The 14,458-nt window shown below is 66.1% G+C and carries 12 protein-coding genes; 11 read left to right on the forward strand and 1 reads right to left on the reverse strand.

The window, feature by feature from the left end; genetic code table 11:
- Nucleotides 1-139: 139 nt before the first annotated feature.
- From R3F42_15605 to R3F42_15630, 6 genes are read left to right on the forward strand one after another with little or no spacing between them, the layout of a single operon-like run.
- Nucleotides 140-3,088, forward strand: coding sequence for a tetrathionate reductase family octaheme c-type cytochrome (locus R3F42_15605; GenBank protein MEZ5543443.1), 2,949 nt, complete (start codon nucleotides 140-142; stop codon nucleotides 3,086-3,088).
- Entirely contained in the window at nucleotides 3,085-3,612 is a 528-nt protein-coding gene (locus tag R3F42_15610) for a YeeE/YedE thiosulfate transporter family protein (protein ID MEZ5543444.1), read from the forward strand. Before R3F42_15605 ends, R3F42_15610 begins: the two co-directional genes overlap by 4 nt.
- Before the next feature lie 5 nt (nucleotides 3,613-3,617).
- On the forward strand, nucleotides 3,618-4,214 hold the full coding sequence (locus tag R3F42_15615) for a YeeE/YedE thiosulfate transporter family protein (protein ID MEZ5543445.1): 597 nt from the start codon (nucleotides 3,618-3,620) through the stop codon (nucleotides 4,212-4,214).
- Complete coding sequence (locus R3F42_15620) at nucleotides 4,211-4,861, forward strand: rhodanese-like domain-containing protein (GenBank protein ID MEZ5543446.1); 651 nt, start codon at nucleotides 4,211-4,213, stop codon at nucleotides 4,859-4,861. The genes R3F42_15615 and R3F42_15620 overlap by 4 nt, the downstream gene beginning before the upstream one ends.
- A 26-nt stretch (nucleotides 4,862-4,887) precedes the next feature.
- The gene (locus tag R3F42_15625) at nucleotides 4,888-5,820 is read left to right on the forward strand and encodes a DmsE family decaheme c-type cytochrome (GenBank protein ID MEZ5543447.1); all 933 of its coding nucleotides are present in this window, start codon (nucleotides 4,888-4,890) and stop codon (nucleotides 5,818-5,820) included.
- Nucleotides 5,821-5,853: 33 nt separating this feature from the next.
- Nucleotides 5,854-7,995, forward strand: coding sequence for an MtrB/PioB family decaheme-associated outer membrane protein (locus tag R3F42_15630; GenBank protein MEZ5543448.1), 2,142 nt, complete (start codon nucleotides 5,854-5,856; stop codon nucleotides 7,993-7,995).
- Between the two features lie 79 nt (nucleotides 7,996-8,074).
- On the opposite strand, the gene R3F42_15635 is transcribed toward R3F42_15630, so the two are convergent.
- Nucleotides 8,075-8,446, reverse strand: coding sequence for a cytochrome c3 family protein (locus tag R3F42_15635; protein MEZ5543449.1), 372 nt, complete (start codon nucleotides 8,444-8,446; stop codon nucleotides 8,075-8,077).
- 376 nt (nucleotides 8,447-8,822) lie between these two features.
- On the opposite strand from R3F42_15635, the gene R3F42_15640 reads away from it, so the two are divergent.
- The 5 genes from R3F42_15640 to R3F42_15660 all read left to right on the forward strand — a co-directional run bounded on the left by R3F42_15640 (nucleotide 8,823) and on the right by R3F42_15660 (nucleotide 14,432).
- A complete protein-coding gene (locus R3F42_15640) occupies nucleotides 8,823-9,122 on the forward strand; it encodes an antibiotic biosynthesis monooxygenase (GenBank protein MEZ5543450.1) in 300 nt (99 codons plus the stop codon).
- Nucleotides 9,122-10,315, forward strand: coding sequence for an iron-containing alcohol dehydrogenase (locus R3F42_15645; GenBank protein MEZ5543451.1), 1,194 nt, complete (start codon nucleotides 9,122-9,124; stop codon nucleotides 10,313-10,315). Before R3F42_15640 ends, R3F42_15645 begins: the two co-directional genes overlap by 1 nt.
- Before the next feature lie 56 nt (nucleotides 10,316-10,371).
- The gene (locus R3F42_15650) at nucleotides 10,372-11,403 is read left to right on the forward strand and encodes a hypothetical protein (protein MEZ5543452.1); all 1,032 of its coding nucleotides are present in this window, start codon (nucleotides 10,372-10,374) and stop codon (nucleotides 11,401-11,403) included.
- A 165-nt stretch (nucleotides 11,404-11,568) separates the two neighbouring features.
- The gene (locus tag R3F42_15655; GenBank protein ID MEZ5543453.1) at nucleotides 11,569-13,707 is read left to right on the forward strand and encodes a PAS domain S-box protein; all 2,139 of its coding nucleotides are present in this window, start codon (nucleotides 11,569-11,571) and stop codon (nucleotides 13,705-13,707) included.
- A gap of 56 nt (nucleotides 13,708-13,763) precedes the next feature.
- Entirely contained in the window at nucleotides 13,764-14,432 is a 669-nt protein-coding gene (locus tag R3F42_15660; GenBank protein MEZ5543454.1) for a response regulator transcription factor, read from the forward strand.
- The last annotated feature ends 26 nt before the right edge of the window (nucleotides 14,433-14,458 follow it).

Here is a 14,458-nt window from a genome sequence, read left to right on the forward strand (position 1 = left end):
AAGCCCCGGCTGATTAATCACGGCTTTCATGATCTGAATCAAGCCGCGCCGCGCGCGACGTGGAATATTGGCGGACGCCACCATGACGACTTCACCAAAGCTGACCTCCCGGGTCAGGATATTGCGACACTATAGATAGATGCGCGTACTGCTGCTGCTTGTGCTGATATTGACCGGCGCCGGGGAAGCGCGACCGGTTGTTGCCGCCGCTGACCAGGCCCGCACGCCGGCGCCGAGTGCGCGCGAGCGCATGCCGGCATACCCGGCCCATACCGATCACAAGTTCTTCTTCGCCGCCCCATTCACGGACGGGCCCAGCGTCACCCGCGCCTGCCTCCAGTGCCATCCCGAGGCGGCCCACGAGGTCATGCAGACCACGCACTGGAACTGGCAGGGCGACGAAGTCAATGTGCCGGGACACGAGGGTGCGGTGCGTATCGGCAAACGCAATGTCATCAACAACTTCTGCATCGGCGTACAGTCGAACTGGCCGGCGTGCACCATGTGCCACATCGGTTACGGCTGGGAAGACGAAAACTTCGATTTCCAGGATGCCTCGCGGGTCGACTGCCTGGTCTGCCATGACAACAGCGGCACCTACGTGAAAAAATTCCGGGGCGCCGGCGTCCCCGACGAATCCGTGGACCTGCTGACCGCCGCGCGCAGCGTAGGCATGCCCCGCCGGCAGAACTGCGGCGGCTGTCACTTCCAGGGCGGCGGCGGCAATGCCGTCAAGCACGGCGACATGGACGAGACGCTGCTGTTCCCCAGCGAACGCATCGACGTGCACATGGGCAAGTACGACATGGCATGCATCGACTGCCACCGCACTGAGCACCACCGCATCCGCGGTCGCGCCATGGCGGTCAGCGTGGACGCCGCAAACCGCGTCGCCTGCACCGACTGTCACGAGTCGCAGCCGCATAGCGACGTGCGGTTGAACGCCCACACCGCGCGTCTGGCCTGCCAGACCTGCCATATACCGCACATGGCGGCCGACACCGGGACCAAGATGTCCTGGGACTGGTCCGAGGCAGGCCAGGACCTGGACATCACCGACTCGCATCGCTATCTGAAGATCAAGGGGCGCTTCACCTGGGCGAAGAAGGTACGACCGGAGTATTACTGGTATAACGAGACCTCGACCCGCTACATCACAGGGGATCTGATCGATCCCGACAAACCCACCCGCATCACCGCACCGCTCGGCAGCCGGGACGACCCCACGGCCAAGATCTGGCCGTTCAAGGTGCACCGCGGCAAGCAACCCTACGACAGCGTCAACAAGTATTTCCTGGTACCGAACGTACACGGCGACAAGGGTTTCTGGACTGCCTTCGACTGGAAGACCGCACTGCAGACTGGCTCCCATATCTCCGGCCTGACCTACAGCGGCAATTACGCCTTCGCGCCGACCGAGATGTTCTTTCCGCTCTCGCACATGGTCACCAGTCCGGACGAGGCCCTGCAGTGCCGCGACTGCCACGGCGAGCGGAGCCGGCTCGACTGGGTCGCTCTGGGCTACCCGGGTGATCCGCTGGGCCGCCCGCACCAGTCGCACGACCCGGTCTACCTGAACGATGCCGACGGCGTGCCGGTGGCCGAATCGGGCGCCCCGCTGTCGGTGGCGGAAACCTGCGGTCTGTGCCACGAACTCGAGGATGAGGCGTTCGTCGCCAGCCACGCCTATCACGGCAGTATCCAGGACGAACAGCTGCCGCCGGAACGGCGCCAGCTGATGGTGGACGGCCCGCGTATCCCCGCCGACGCCGCCAGCCAGATGAACTGCTTCCTGTGCCACCTGCAGCAGCCCGACCTCGCCGCCCGCCAGGCCGCCCTCGATGCCGGCATGCCCGAATGGTCGGTCAGCGCCACGCTCGCCGGCACCGGCTTGATCAGCGCAACTGCGGACGGCTACCGCTGGAACGCGGCTGACATCGACGAGGACGGCGCGGCCGCCATCGACCTGCGCCCCGTTACCGAGGCGCAGTGCGGCAACTGCCACGGCGTGGTGCACGACGGTTCAGATCCGCTGCTGGTGAATCTCGGCACGAACCAGAACTGGACGACGGAGACCACGGGCCAGGTATTCTCGCCCCAGCCGATACGGCTGTCCGGGATGAACCATGCCGGCAAGGATGACCTCGACCTGGTGTGGGACGTGCACGCCGAACGTCTGGTGACCTGCGGCGACTGCCATTACTCGAGCGATCGCCCGGCGCGGCTGGCCGGCACGGCGACCCCCGCCAGCGTCGCACCGGCCGCAGGGCTGAAACGGCGCTGCGAAAGCTGTCACAGCCTGGAAGGCACCCATACCTGGCTGCCGGAAGCGGCGCGCCACTACCATGCCGTCACCTGCGAGTCCTGCCACGTTCCCCGGCTGGAAATGGGTGCGCGGGAAAGCATCGACGGCACGGTCATGCTGCCGGACGGCGTCCCGCTGGTCAGTTATCGCGGTATCGACGATACCCGGCTCGCCACTCCCAGCAACGCCTACATCACGGGCTACACCCCGCTGTTGCGCGTCGGCAGGAGCGAAGCGGGCGCGAACCGCGTCATGCCCTACAATCTGGTCACCCACTGGTACTGGACGGACGGCGACGGGCACGAGCCGATCGCCGCGGCCGCCCTGCGCGCGGCCTGGCTCGGGGACGACGGTTATCCCGCCGAGGTGCTGGAAATCTTCGATACCAACGGCGACGGCAAGCTGGAACGGCAGGAACTGCGCCTGGACGACAACACCAAGCTGATGTTCATCAAGGAGCGGCTGCGTGCCGCGGGCGTCAACAACCCGCAAATTCGCGGCGAGGTGAGGGCCTATCACATTCACCACAACATCCGCCATGGCGACCGGGTGAGCCGCGATTGCGGCGCCTGTCACCCGGATGGCAAGACACCCCTGCCCGGCTTCGAACTGGCACCCTATGTCCCGGGCGGCGTGAAACCCGTGCTGATGCAGGACACCACCCGCATCATTCTCGATGGCAGCTGGGAGACGACGCCGCAGGGCGGGCTGCGTTTCGCACCCACCCAGGGCGCCGCAACATCCTGGCAGGCGCATGAAAACACCATACGGAGTGAACCATGAGCGGGCGGATACCGAAGACCGGATACTGGAATCCCTACGTGGGCGGAACGCTGCTCGGCATTCTGCTGTTCCTGTCCTTCTTCATCACCGGTCACGGCCTGGGTGCCTCGGGCGGCGTCAATCGCGTGGCTGTGGCGCTCGAAAGCCTGGTGGTACCGGAACACGTGGATACCTCGCCCTACCTCGCCGACATCGCCGGTGGCGACCCGCTGAAACACTGGATCGTGCTCGAAGCGATCGGGGTGATGCTCGGCGGCTTCGTCTCCGGCCTGCTGCGCGGCCGGGTCCGTCTGCAGACCTACCACGGTCCGCAGATCACGCCGCAGGCCCGCTGGGCCTTCGCCTTCGCCGGCGGCGTCCTGATGGGCTACGGCGCGCGCCTGGCGCGCGGCTGCACCTCGGGCCAGGCGCTCAGTGGCGGCGCGGTACTGTCAGTCGGCAGCTGGGCGTTCATGTTCGCGGTCTTCGCCGGCGGTTACCTGCTGGCGTGGTTCGTGCGTCGCCTGTGGCAACCGGGAGACTAGCAGTCATGGCACCGTACGATATCGCGACCAGCTTCGGGATCACCGGGTCCTACCTGATCTATCTGGGCATCGGTTTCTGCTTCGGCTTCATCCTCGAATCCAGCGGATTCGGCGACTCGCGTCGACTGGCGGGACAATTCTATTTCCGCGAACTGCGCGTGCTGAAGGTCATGTTCACCGCCATCGTGGTAGCGATGTTGCTGGTGTTCTGGTCCACGGCGCTGGGGCTGCTGGATTTCGACGACATCATGGTCAAGGAAACCTGGCTCTGGCCCGGCATCGTCGGCGGTTTCATCATGGGTGTGGGTTTCATCCTGGGTGGCTACTGCCCCGGCACATCGCTGGTCAGCGTCGCCACGCTGAAGGTGGACGGGATGTTCTTCCTGCTGGGCCTGGTCGTCGGGATACTCGCCTTCGGCGAAACCATCGGGTACATCAACGCGTTCTGGAATTCCAGCTATCTGGGGCGTTTCATTCTGCCCGAGCTGTTCGGACTCGATATCGGCGTGGTAGTGGTACTCGTGGTCTGTCTCGCCATCGCCATGTTCCTGGGCTTCGGCTGGATCCAGCAGCTGCTGTACGGACGGGGTGATCCGGAATGAGTGGCCTGGTTAACCCGCGCAGCCTGGGTGCCGCGGGCCTGCTCGCGGCTGCGCTCGCGCTCGCGCTGCACGGCCAGCCCGACCTGGCGCAGAAATGGGCCTACCTGGCGCCCGAATACGGTAACCGCCTGGAGTACCGCGAGGTCTACATCGATCCGGCCGAGCTGCTGCATCTGATGAACGACGACTACATCGAGCTTATCATCTACGACGTCCGCGACGAGCGCGACTGGAACATTTTTCACCTGGTGGACGCCGAGCGCATCGCATTGGCGGACCTGCCGGCGCAACGCCAGCGCCTGCGCGGGCTCTCCGAGCTGGGGGTGGTGGTGATCGTCAGCAACGACGAAATCCAGGCCACCGAGGCCTGGAAGCGGCTGATGGCGCTGGCGAAGCCCAATGTCTACATACTGGAAGGCGGGATCAACCACTGGCTCAATATCTACGGCGTGACCGACGAGGAACATGCCGAGCACGGCATTGCGAGCCTCGCCCGTCCGGACGGTACGCTGCGACACCCCTTCAAGCTGGCACTGGGCGCGCGACACGCGGCCGCGCGCCCGGACGAACACAGCGCGCCGCAGCGCGAATACACCGCGAAGGTCCGCCTGCTGAAGCAGGTGAAAAAGGCCGGCGGCTGCGACTAGACGCCCCTACCGGAGAGCCGCACACCATGAACCCGAAACGACTGTTGCCGATCTGCCTGCTCGCGTGGTGTGCGATCGCACTTGGCGCCGCGGCGGAAACCGCCGACGAGAACCCCTGCGCAGGCATGGCGGATGGGGAAATCATGGGCGTGGACGTCTGCAGCGAATGCCATGAAGACAAGGTCGAGGGTATGCGCGCGAACCCGCACGGCCAGCCGGCCGATGCGCGCACCCCGTTCGGCAGCCACGGCTGCGAGACCTGCCACGGCCCGGGCACCATCCATTTCGACGTGGAAGGCAACTGCATCATCAGTCTGCGCGGCAAGTTCGGCGAGTCCGTGGAGATGCGCAACGACATCTGCCTGGACTGCCATGCCGCACAAAAGCTGCACTGGCCCGGCAGCACCCACGAGAGCGAGGACCTGGCCTGCACCAGCTGCCACGGCATCCACACACCGAGTGGCGTGCTGGACCGTGCGACCCAGGCCGAGGTGTGCTTCAAGTGCCACAAGGATGTGCAGGCCCAGACCTACCGGCCGTCCACCCATCCGATCCGCGACGCCAAGGTGATCTGCAGCGACTGCCACGACCCGCACGGCACCGTGGCGGCGGCCGATCTGAAGCAGCCGGGCATCAACGAGACCTGCTACACCTGTCACGCCGAGAAGCGCGGGCCCTTCCTGTGGGAGCACTTCCCGGTCACCGAGGACTGCACCCTGTGTCACGAGGCGCACGGTTCCGTCCACGAGAATCTGCTGAACCGGCAGCGCCCGCAGCTCTGCCAGCAATGCCACCAGAGCGATACCGGCGCCGGGGGCCGGCAGCATTACCGCAGGTTGCTGGATTATGTCGATCCCGACCCCGCACGCGGCCGCTTCATAGTCGGCGAGAGCTGCAGCAACTGCCACTCTCAGGTCCACGGCTCGAATCACCCGTCCGGGGCGTTCCTGTTGCGCTGAGCCGACCACGAAACCCATTACAGGTAACCGGCCATGAAACCGTACATAGCGACCATCAGCCTGTTGTGCACGACCCTGCACCCGTTGACCGGCCACGCCCAGGACGTGGCCGCCGCGGAGGAATCCGCACCGCCGCTGTACAGCGCGGTGGAATTCGGCCTCGGCTACAGCAGCGCCGACGCCTTCCGCTTCGGCCGCTACAGCGGCCTGACCGACGCCGGCCCGTTCCTGCTCGGCGACATCGATGCGCGCCACTACACGGAAGACGGCGGCTTCTGGCGTGCACGCGGCACGAACCTGGGCCTGGATTCGCGCTACTTGCGGCTGGAAGCCGGCCAGCGCGGCCGGCAGCATTACTTCCTCGAGTATGACAGGCTGCCCAACAACGAGACCGATACCGCGCGCACCCCGTTCCTGGGGGTCGGCACCGGCACCCTGACGCTGCCCGCCGGCTTCAGCATGGCCGGTGTGAACGGTCTCCTGCTGCCCTTCGACATCGAGACCACGCGCGAACGCATCGGGCTCGGCGCCACCTTCATCCCGCGCCGCCACTGGAGCCTGGACGTCGCCTATCGCCACGAAACCCGGGGCGGCGTCGACCGGATCGGCAGCGTCATCAGCAACGGTGCCGGTGGTGGTAACGGCGGTGGTGGCAACGGCGGCGGTGGCAACGGCGGCGGTGGCAACGGCGGTGGCGGCGGCGGCGGGAATGGCCTGCTCGGCAACGCCACGGCGGCACTGCTGCCCGAACCCATCGATTACACCACCCGGCTGGTGGATGTGACCCTGAACTATGCCCGGGGCAAGGGCAGCCTCGAGCTCGGCTATCACCTGTCACTGTTCGACAACGGCAACCGCGCGCTGACCTGGGAGGACCCCTTCGCACCCGGCAGCTTCGGCAGTCAGGCGCTGGAACCTGACAACGAGTTTCATCAGCTGACGCTCACGGGCAGTTACGCCCTGCCCTACAAGAGCCAGGTCACGGCTTTCCTCTCCCGCGGCCGCATGTCCCAGAACGACGCCTTCCTGCCTTACACCGTCAATCCCGCCGTCGTCACCGCACCGCTGCCGCGCACGTCGTTCGACGGCGAGGTCTGGGTGACGACAGCCCAGCTGGCGCTGAGCAGCCGGCCGGCGAGCCGGCTGCGCCTGAATGCCCGTTACCGTCACGATGCGCGTGACAACAACTCGCCGATCGACACCTACGACTACATCGTGGCCGATTCCGACCCCGGCACGCCGCTGGCCAACCGTCCGCTTGGCTACGCGCGCAACCAGCTTGACCTGTCCGCCAACTACCGCATCAATACCGCGATGAGCCTGCGCGGCGGCTACCAGTACGACGATATGTCGCGCGACTATGCGAACGCCGAGCGCGCCGACACCAAGGAACATACCCTGTTCGCGAAGTGGAAGGTGGAACCGCACGAGAAGGTCGACCTCGACCTGCATGCCGAGACCGGCAGGCGCGACGGCAGCAACTACCAGCCCCCGATCGGCGACAACCCCGCCCTGCGCAAGTACCACCTGGCCGACCGCGACCGCATCCGGACCGGCGCAGCGCTCACGGTGATGCCCACCGACCGGCTGGACCTCACTGCCAGCGCCGACTATATCCGCGAGGACTACGACAATTCGGTGATCGGCCTGACCGCGGCGACCCGGCCGACCTGGACAGTGGACGTCGCCTGGCGGCCGCACGACGCCGTCACCACCCATGCCTGGTACACGCGCGAGGCCATCGAATCGAGCCAGGCCGGCAGCGAGGCGGGCACGCCTGTGCCCGACTGGAATGCGGATTTCGATGACACCGTGCACAGCGCGGGACTCGGCGCGCGCATCTCCGGCATCCGCAGCAAGTGGGACATCGGGGCCGACCTCGCCTACACCCGCACCAGCGGCGCGGTCACGCTCACGAATCTCGCCCCGCCGTTCACCGTCGATCCCTTCCCCGACCTGGCGTCCACGCTGAGCAGCCTGAAGCTCTGGACGCTGTATCATTACCGCAGGAACCTGTCCTGGAGTCTGGGCTACCGCTACGAACGTTATCGCGCGGACAACTGGGCCCTGGACAACCTGCAGGCCGACAGTGTCAACAACCTGTTGCTACTGGACGAGGAGACAGCGGACTACGACGTCCATGTCGTTACAGCGTCCGTGCGCTACCACTTCTGACCCTTATCCTGCGGGCTTGCGCCACAAAAAAACGGGGCCGCGACTTGCGGCCCCGTTTGTCCATCCGCAGCGGGCGGAATCACTTGACGTGGCAGAGCTTGCACTTCTTCTCCAGCGGCCCGGCCTCGCCACCGTGCGCCACCGTGTACTCGTGGCAACCGACACAGGTCGAGTGGAACGCCGTCTTGACCTTCGGCGCCGTGCCGTCCGCGCTGCCGTGGCACTCATGGCAGGCCTTGACCCGGTCGTCGCCGGCCTGCAGGGTGTGGTGACAGGTCGTGCACTCCGTGACACTGAGTTCGGCATGCATCTTGTGCAGGAACGTCACCGTACCCAGTTTCGTCTCGAAATGAATGACCTCCTTGTCGGCGGGAATGGCCAGGTCCCCGGCCAGCGTGACGGTCGGCAGGCACAGCAGCGCGGCCAGCAGTAACAGCAGGTTTCGCAACATAGCAACGGCTCCAGGTTGGGGCCCGCCGCATTCCCGCGGCAGGCCGTGTCATCAATGTCGTTACTGACATCCGGGCGCTCCGCCGCCGGCGACGACCGCGGGATGTCGTGACGCGCCCATTGTAGCAACTGCCCGCCGGCCGGACAGTGCGATTACGCAATTCCGCTGGCGCGCGCCACGCCTGGCCGGCGGGCCATGGCGACCGGTGGCTGGGTTTAACGGCGCACCGGAAAATGGACTACCATAGTCCGCGACAGCACCCGGAGCCTGCCCGCAGGCGCGGGTGCTGCGGACCGGCGGCAGCCCGGGCCGCGGCAGCGCCCGCCGGTCACGCATGCCCCGGGCGATCTCCCGCCAGCAGACGGAGGTACCGGCCATGCATGTAACCCTCGTGCACGTACGCGTGAAACCCGGGCATGTCGATGCATTCATCGCGGCCACGCGCCGTAATCACGCAGCCGCGGTACAGGAACCGGGCAACCGCCGTTTCGACGTGCTGCAGTCGTCCGACGATCCGACGCGGTTCGTCCTCTACGAGGCCTATGCCAGCGCAGCGGACGCCCGTGCGCACAAGGACACGGCGCACTACCTGGCGTGGCGGGACGCCGTGGCGGACTGGATGGCAGAGCCGCGTCGCGGCGATGCCTATACCGGCCTCTGCCCGCAGGAAGGCTAGTGACCCCGGGCGCATTCTCCATCGCGCGCCTGCCGCGTATCGAATTCGGCAGCGGCGCATTCGCCCGGGTCGCGGAGATCGTCGCCCGCCACGGCCGCGTCGTGATGCTGGTGACCGGCGCACGCTCCTTTCCCGGCACCCCGCGCTGGGAGACGCTGCTCGCCGCGCTCGGGGCACGGTCGCTGACCTGGCATCATGTCGGCATTGCGGGCGAACCCTCGCCGCAGCTGATCGACGCCATCGTGGCGGAACATGCCGATTCCGGCATCGACGTGGTACTGGGCGTGGGCGGCGGCAGCGCGCTGGATGCGGCCAAGGCGATCGCCGGCCTGCTGCGGGTCCAGCGCAGCGTCATGGACTATCTCGAGGGGGTCGGACCCGAATTGCCCTATACCGGCCCGACCGTGCCGCTGATCGCCGTGCCCACCACCGCCGGGACCGGCAGCGAGGCCACCAAGAATGCCGTGCTCAGCACCGCCGGCCACGACGGCTTCAAGAAATCGTTCCGCGCCGACCAACTGGTCGCCGAATACGCGGTGGTCGATCCCGATCTGCTGGCGACCTGCCCGCCGCACGTCATCGCCGCCAACGGCATGGATGCGCTGACCCAGCTGCTGGAATCGTTCGTATCGCTGCGCGCCAATGCCTTCACCGATTCGCTCGCCGCCAGCGGCCTACAGGCTGCGCGCGACGGCCTGCTGCCATGGTACGAAAGCGGGGGCGCGGACCTGCCGGCCGCCCGAGCGCGCATGGCCTATGCCGCGCTGCTGTCGGGGATCACCCTCGCCCAATGCGGGCTGGGCTCTGTGCATGGCCTGGCAGCGCCGCTGGGCGCCTGCTATCCGATCCCGCACGGCGTGGTCTGCGGTACGCTGGTCGCCACCTGTACCGCCGTCAACATCGAGGCCCTCAGGGCGCGCGCGACGGACGCTATCGCACTCGATAAATACGCCGAGGCGGCCGCCATCCTCTGCGGCCAGACGTTCAGCAGTCGCGAGGCGGCCTGGCGGGCGCTGGTCAAACTCCTCACGGACTGGACCGCGCGCCTCGAGCTGCCACGGCTTGGCGCATACGGCCTGACCGGCGCCGGTCTCGATCACGTGGTCGCGCACGCGCGCGGCAGCAGCATGAAGACCAATCCCGTCGTGCTGACCGATGACGAGATCAGGGCCTGCCTGCAGGAACGGCTGTGACCGGCAACCGCGGTGTGTACCGCCGGCGCCCGACTCGCCCGGCAGGCGCGTGCGGCATGCCAGGCACCCGGCTCTGGTGCATGGCGGCGGCGCTGCTCGCCGCGCTGCAGCTCGCTGGCAGCTGCAACGCCGCGGCGGAGGCGGTCGGGGTGACACGCGCCCAGACCGCCACGGCCGTTGCACGCGGTCTCGACTGGATCGACCGGCACCCGGCGAGCATCGCGGACGGCGGACTGGCCGACATCCTCGATGAAGGCGTCGGCTTCCGGGTACTGTCGCTGCAACCTGGGGACCCCACCGCCCGCGCAGGCTTCTCCGCCCGCTTCGCCGCACGGATGGCCACGCTCGGGGCACTGCCCGAATTCGCACAGTGGACCGCCGCCGGACAGAAACAGCTGACCGACTACTATCATCTGGTGCTGGCGGCCTACCTGATGCGCGAGTCAGGCAACCCGACGGCACTGCAACCGCTCATCGTGACCCAGGCCCAATGGGCACTGGCCAACTCTCCGCGCTGCGATCCCAGCAAGCGGCTGAGCATCGCCCTGTACCTGACGCGCCTTGACGCGGAGCCCGGCATTTCCCTGCCCGCCGCGCTCGCCGCCAGCCGCAGCGCACGCATCGCCGACGGGCATCCCCCCGCCCTCCCAGCCGGCACTGCCGATCCGGCCCAGCGCCGCGCCGCCGAGCTGGCGCTGTACGGACTGGTGCATGAAATCGTGGCGCTGACCGATTTCGGCAGCGTACCGGCACCACCCTGGCTGGACGGGCGCCGCGCCGCGCTGGCTGCATACCTCGTCCAGGCGATCGCCTGGGCCGCGGCAGAGGAAAACATCGATCTGCTCTCGGAACTCGCGCTGACGGCCGCGTTCATCGAGGCACCGCTGCAGGAACTGTTGCCGGATATCCTGCAGCTGCTGGTGTCGGCCCAGCAGGCGGACGGCAGCTGGGGCCAGAGCCGCACCGTGCGTGCCAACGCCTTCCGTCACGCCGTGTTCACTGCCACCACGGCGCTCCGGGGCCTGCAGAACGGGAACGACACGGTCCCGGACCGGCACCTCCCGCCCGGCCGCCCCGCCACCCCCTGACCGGGCGTTTCCGGCGCTGGGGCCGCGGTTTGACTGCCGGAAAACCGCCAGGCATTCCAAATTTAGGTAAAAATCGAGTATAACCAATATATAAATGCTCACGGACGCGCCGCGCGCCGGTCCCGCCGGGAGCAACCAAGAGAACCAGATATTCCGGAGCCACCGGTGAAAGCTGCCTATATCCTCGCCTGGATGACCATCCTCGCCTTCGTCGCCTGGAGCGGCAACCTGCTGATGGAAATCCAGACGAATTGGGAGGATACGAACGAGATCCATGCCTGGCACGATGATCTCGACATCCTGCGACTGACGCTGCAGAACCTCAACCGGCCCGGCAATGACGTGCTGGAACACTACTACGTCGAGCGCAACCGGCAGGCACTGGCGCGCTACACCAGGGATTACGAGCAGTCGCTGACCGCGGTCGAACGCTGGAGCGTCAGTGACAGCGAGTTGCAGCCGCTGGTCAATAGCCTCAAGCGCGAGCAGGCCGGGCTGATGCGCTACGCGAACGAGATCCTCGTCCAGGCCGAGCAGCGCGAGCAGCTGCGCACGGGCGGCGCCGAACAGGAAGCCATCCGGGAGAAGGAGACCACGGCCGCGACCGCCATGGCGCGCATGGACCAGGCCTTCCAGAACTGCCTGCAGCTGCTGCTCTCGCTCGAGGAAGCCGTAGAGGTGCGGGATCATCTGCTGGAGTCGCAGCAACGCTGGCACTTCAAGCAGCTCTACCTCATGCTGTTCGTCGCCCTGCTGGCATCGGGACTCAGCGTGGAACTGGTGCGGCGCACCATGCGCCAGCGCGAGGCGCTGCGCGATAGTTCCGCACGCATCAATGCGATCATGAACAACGTGGTCGACGGCATCATCACGGTCGACGACACGGGCCGGATCGAGTCCTCCAACCCTGCCGCCGATGCGCTGTTCGGCCAGCAGGAACGGACCCTGGTCGGACAGCAGTTCACGGACCTGCTCGGCAACTGCTGCCGGGCGCGTTACCAGGAACTGGTCGCGGGCAATATGGATACCGTGAGGGAGCCGTTCCCCCTCACTTCCTGCGAGGATACATCCAGATGCGGACACGCGGCCTGTTTCCCGATGGAACTCGCCCTGAGCCACGTGACCGTGCAAGGCCGCCACCTGCGGGTGCATATCATCCGCGATATCACCGCCCGCAGGCAGGCGGAACGCGAGCTGCGCCAGGCGGCGAGCGTATTCGAAAATATCAATGAGGGCATCATGGTCACCGACGCGCAGGGCGCCCTGCTCTCCGTCAACCCCGCCTTCACCGCGATGACCCAGTACAGCCGGGAGGAGGTGCTGGGCAAGACGCCGCGCATCCTGCATTCCGGCCGCCACGACCGCGAGTTCTACCGGGATATGTGGCAGGCGATCATCGAGAACGGCCAGTGGCAGGGCGAGATCTGGAACCGGCGCAAGAACGGTGAGATCTATCCCCAGTGGCTGACCATCAATGCCGTCAAGGATGGCAACGGACAGCTCATCAACTACCTGGGCGTCACCTGGGACATCACGGAACTGAAGTCTTCCGAACGCATGAAGGAGGAATTCATCACCACCGTGAGCCATGAACTGCGCACCCCGCTGACCTCGGTGCTCGGCTCCCTCGGCATGCTGATGCAGGGTGACGGCGGGCCGATTCCGGAGCAGGCGCGCCGACTGATCCAGATGGCCTACAGCAACAGCGGCCGGCTGGTGCGGCTGGTCGGCGACATCCTGGATTTCGAGAAAATGTCGACGGGCAGGATGAACTTCCACCTCCGGACGCTCAAGCTCATGCCGCTCATCCAGCAAACCATCGAAAGCAACAGGACGCTGTCCGAGCAGTCCGGCATCAGTATCGAGCTGGTGGAAGCGCTGGATGATGTCCGGATAACCTGCGACGCGGAACGCCTGATGCAGGCCGTCACGAACCTGCTGTCGAACGCGATCAAGTTCTCGCCGCGGGGCAGCCGGGTCGAGGTCGCGGTGTGCCGCCGGCATCCGATGATCCGGATCGCGGTCTCCGATCAGGGTCCCGGCATTCCGGAGCAGTTCCGTCCCGAGATCTTCGAGAAGTTCACGCAGCTGAATGACAGGCATCAGGAACAGAAAGGCGGCATCGGCCTGGGCCTGAGTATTGCGAAGCTCATCGTCCAGAAGCACAATGGTGTGATTGACTTCGAATCCGAGCCCGGTGTGCGCACGACCTTCTTCATCGATCTGCCCGAACTGCGATCGATCAGCGGCGGGAAAGCCGTTGCACCACCGCGCCGGAACAAGATCAAACGCCCCGCCGGCTGACAGGTCCGAATGCAATGCCGCAGGGTCGAATTGAACAACAACACCATGGACATCCGATGAAGGTTCTTGTCGTTGAAGATGACGCGGATATCAGCAACCTGCTGACCTACTATTTCGAGGCCAAGGGCCACGATGTGGTGATCGCGCGTGATGGACTGGATGCGCTGCGGCAGTTCAAGGAGGCGCAGCCGGAGCTCATTCTCCTGGATGTGATGCTGCCCAAGCTGGACGGCTGGGCGGTACTGGAGGCCGTACGCGCGCAAAGCAGCGTCCCCGTGATCATGCTCACCGCACTGGGCGACACCGAGGACGTCGTTACCGGCCTGTCACTCGGCGCCGACGATTACCTGCGCAAACCCTTCGAGATACGCGAACTCGAGGCGCGCATCAGCAGCATCCAGCGGCGTGTGGTGCAGGCGGCACCGGACCTGATGCAGTGCGGCCACATCACCATCGATGACCGTTCCAAATCGGTAGCGATCGACGGCAACGACATCCCGCTCTCGCCCAAGGAATACGAAATGCTGAAGCTGCTGGCGAGCGATCCCGGGCGCGTCTTCACCAACGCCGAGATCATCGATCATGTGTGGGAAGGCCAGGGCCGGGCGACCAGTGTCGATGTCAAGCAGTGCATCTATCACCTGCGTAATCGCATCGAGCAGAATCCGCAGGCGCCGCAACTGATTCAGAACGTCAAGGGCTTCGGTTACAAGCTCGTGGTCTGATTCCGACGCCGGAATCAGGGCGTTTT

The organism is Pseudomonadota bacterium, from assembly GCA_041395565.1.
GTDB lineage: Bacteria > Pseudomonadota > Gammaproteobacteria > UBA9214 > UBA9214 > UBA9214.

Coding starts and splice junctions, on each gene's coding strand:
- R3F42_15625 (MEZ5543447.1), top strand. CDS start 4,888: ATGAACCCGAAACGACTGTTGCCGATCTGCCTGCTCGCGTGGTGTGCG.
- R3F42_15640 (MEZ5543450.1), top strand. CDS start 8,823: ATGCATGTAACCCTCGTGCACGTACGCGTGAAACCCGGGCATGTCGAT.
- R3F42_15605 (MEZ5543443.1), top strand. CDS start 140: ATGCGCGTACTGCTGCTGCTTGTGCTGATATTGACCGGCGCCGGGGAA.
- R3F42_15610 (MEZ5543444.1), top strand. CDS start 3,085: ATGAGCGGGCGGATACCGAAGACCGGATACTGGAATCCCTACGTGGGC.
- R3F42_15620 (MEZ5543446.1), top strand. CDS start 4,211: ATGAGTGGCCTGGTTAACCCGCGCAGCCTGGGTGCCGCGGGCCTGCTC.
- R3F42_15660 (MEZ5543454.1), top strand. CDS start 13,764: ATGAAGGTTCTTGTCGTTGAAGATGACGCGGATATCAGCAACCTGCTG.
- R3F42_15650 (MEZ5543452.1), top strand. CDS start 10,372: ATGCCAGGCACCCGGCTCTGGTGCATGGCGGCGGCGCTGCTCGCCGCG.
- R3F42_15615 (MEZ5543445.1), top strand. CDS start 3,618: ATGGCACCGTACGATATCGCGACCAGCTTCGGGATCACCGGGTCCTAC.
- R3F42_15630 (MEZ5543448.1), top strand. CDS start 5,854: ATGAAACCGTACATAGCGACCATCAGCCTGTTGTGCACGACCCTGCAC.
- R3F42_15635 (MEZ5543449.1), bottom strand. CDS start 8,446: ATGTTGCGAAACCTGCTGTTACTGCTGGCCGCGCTGCTGTGCCTGCCG.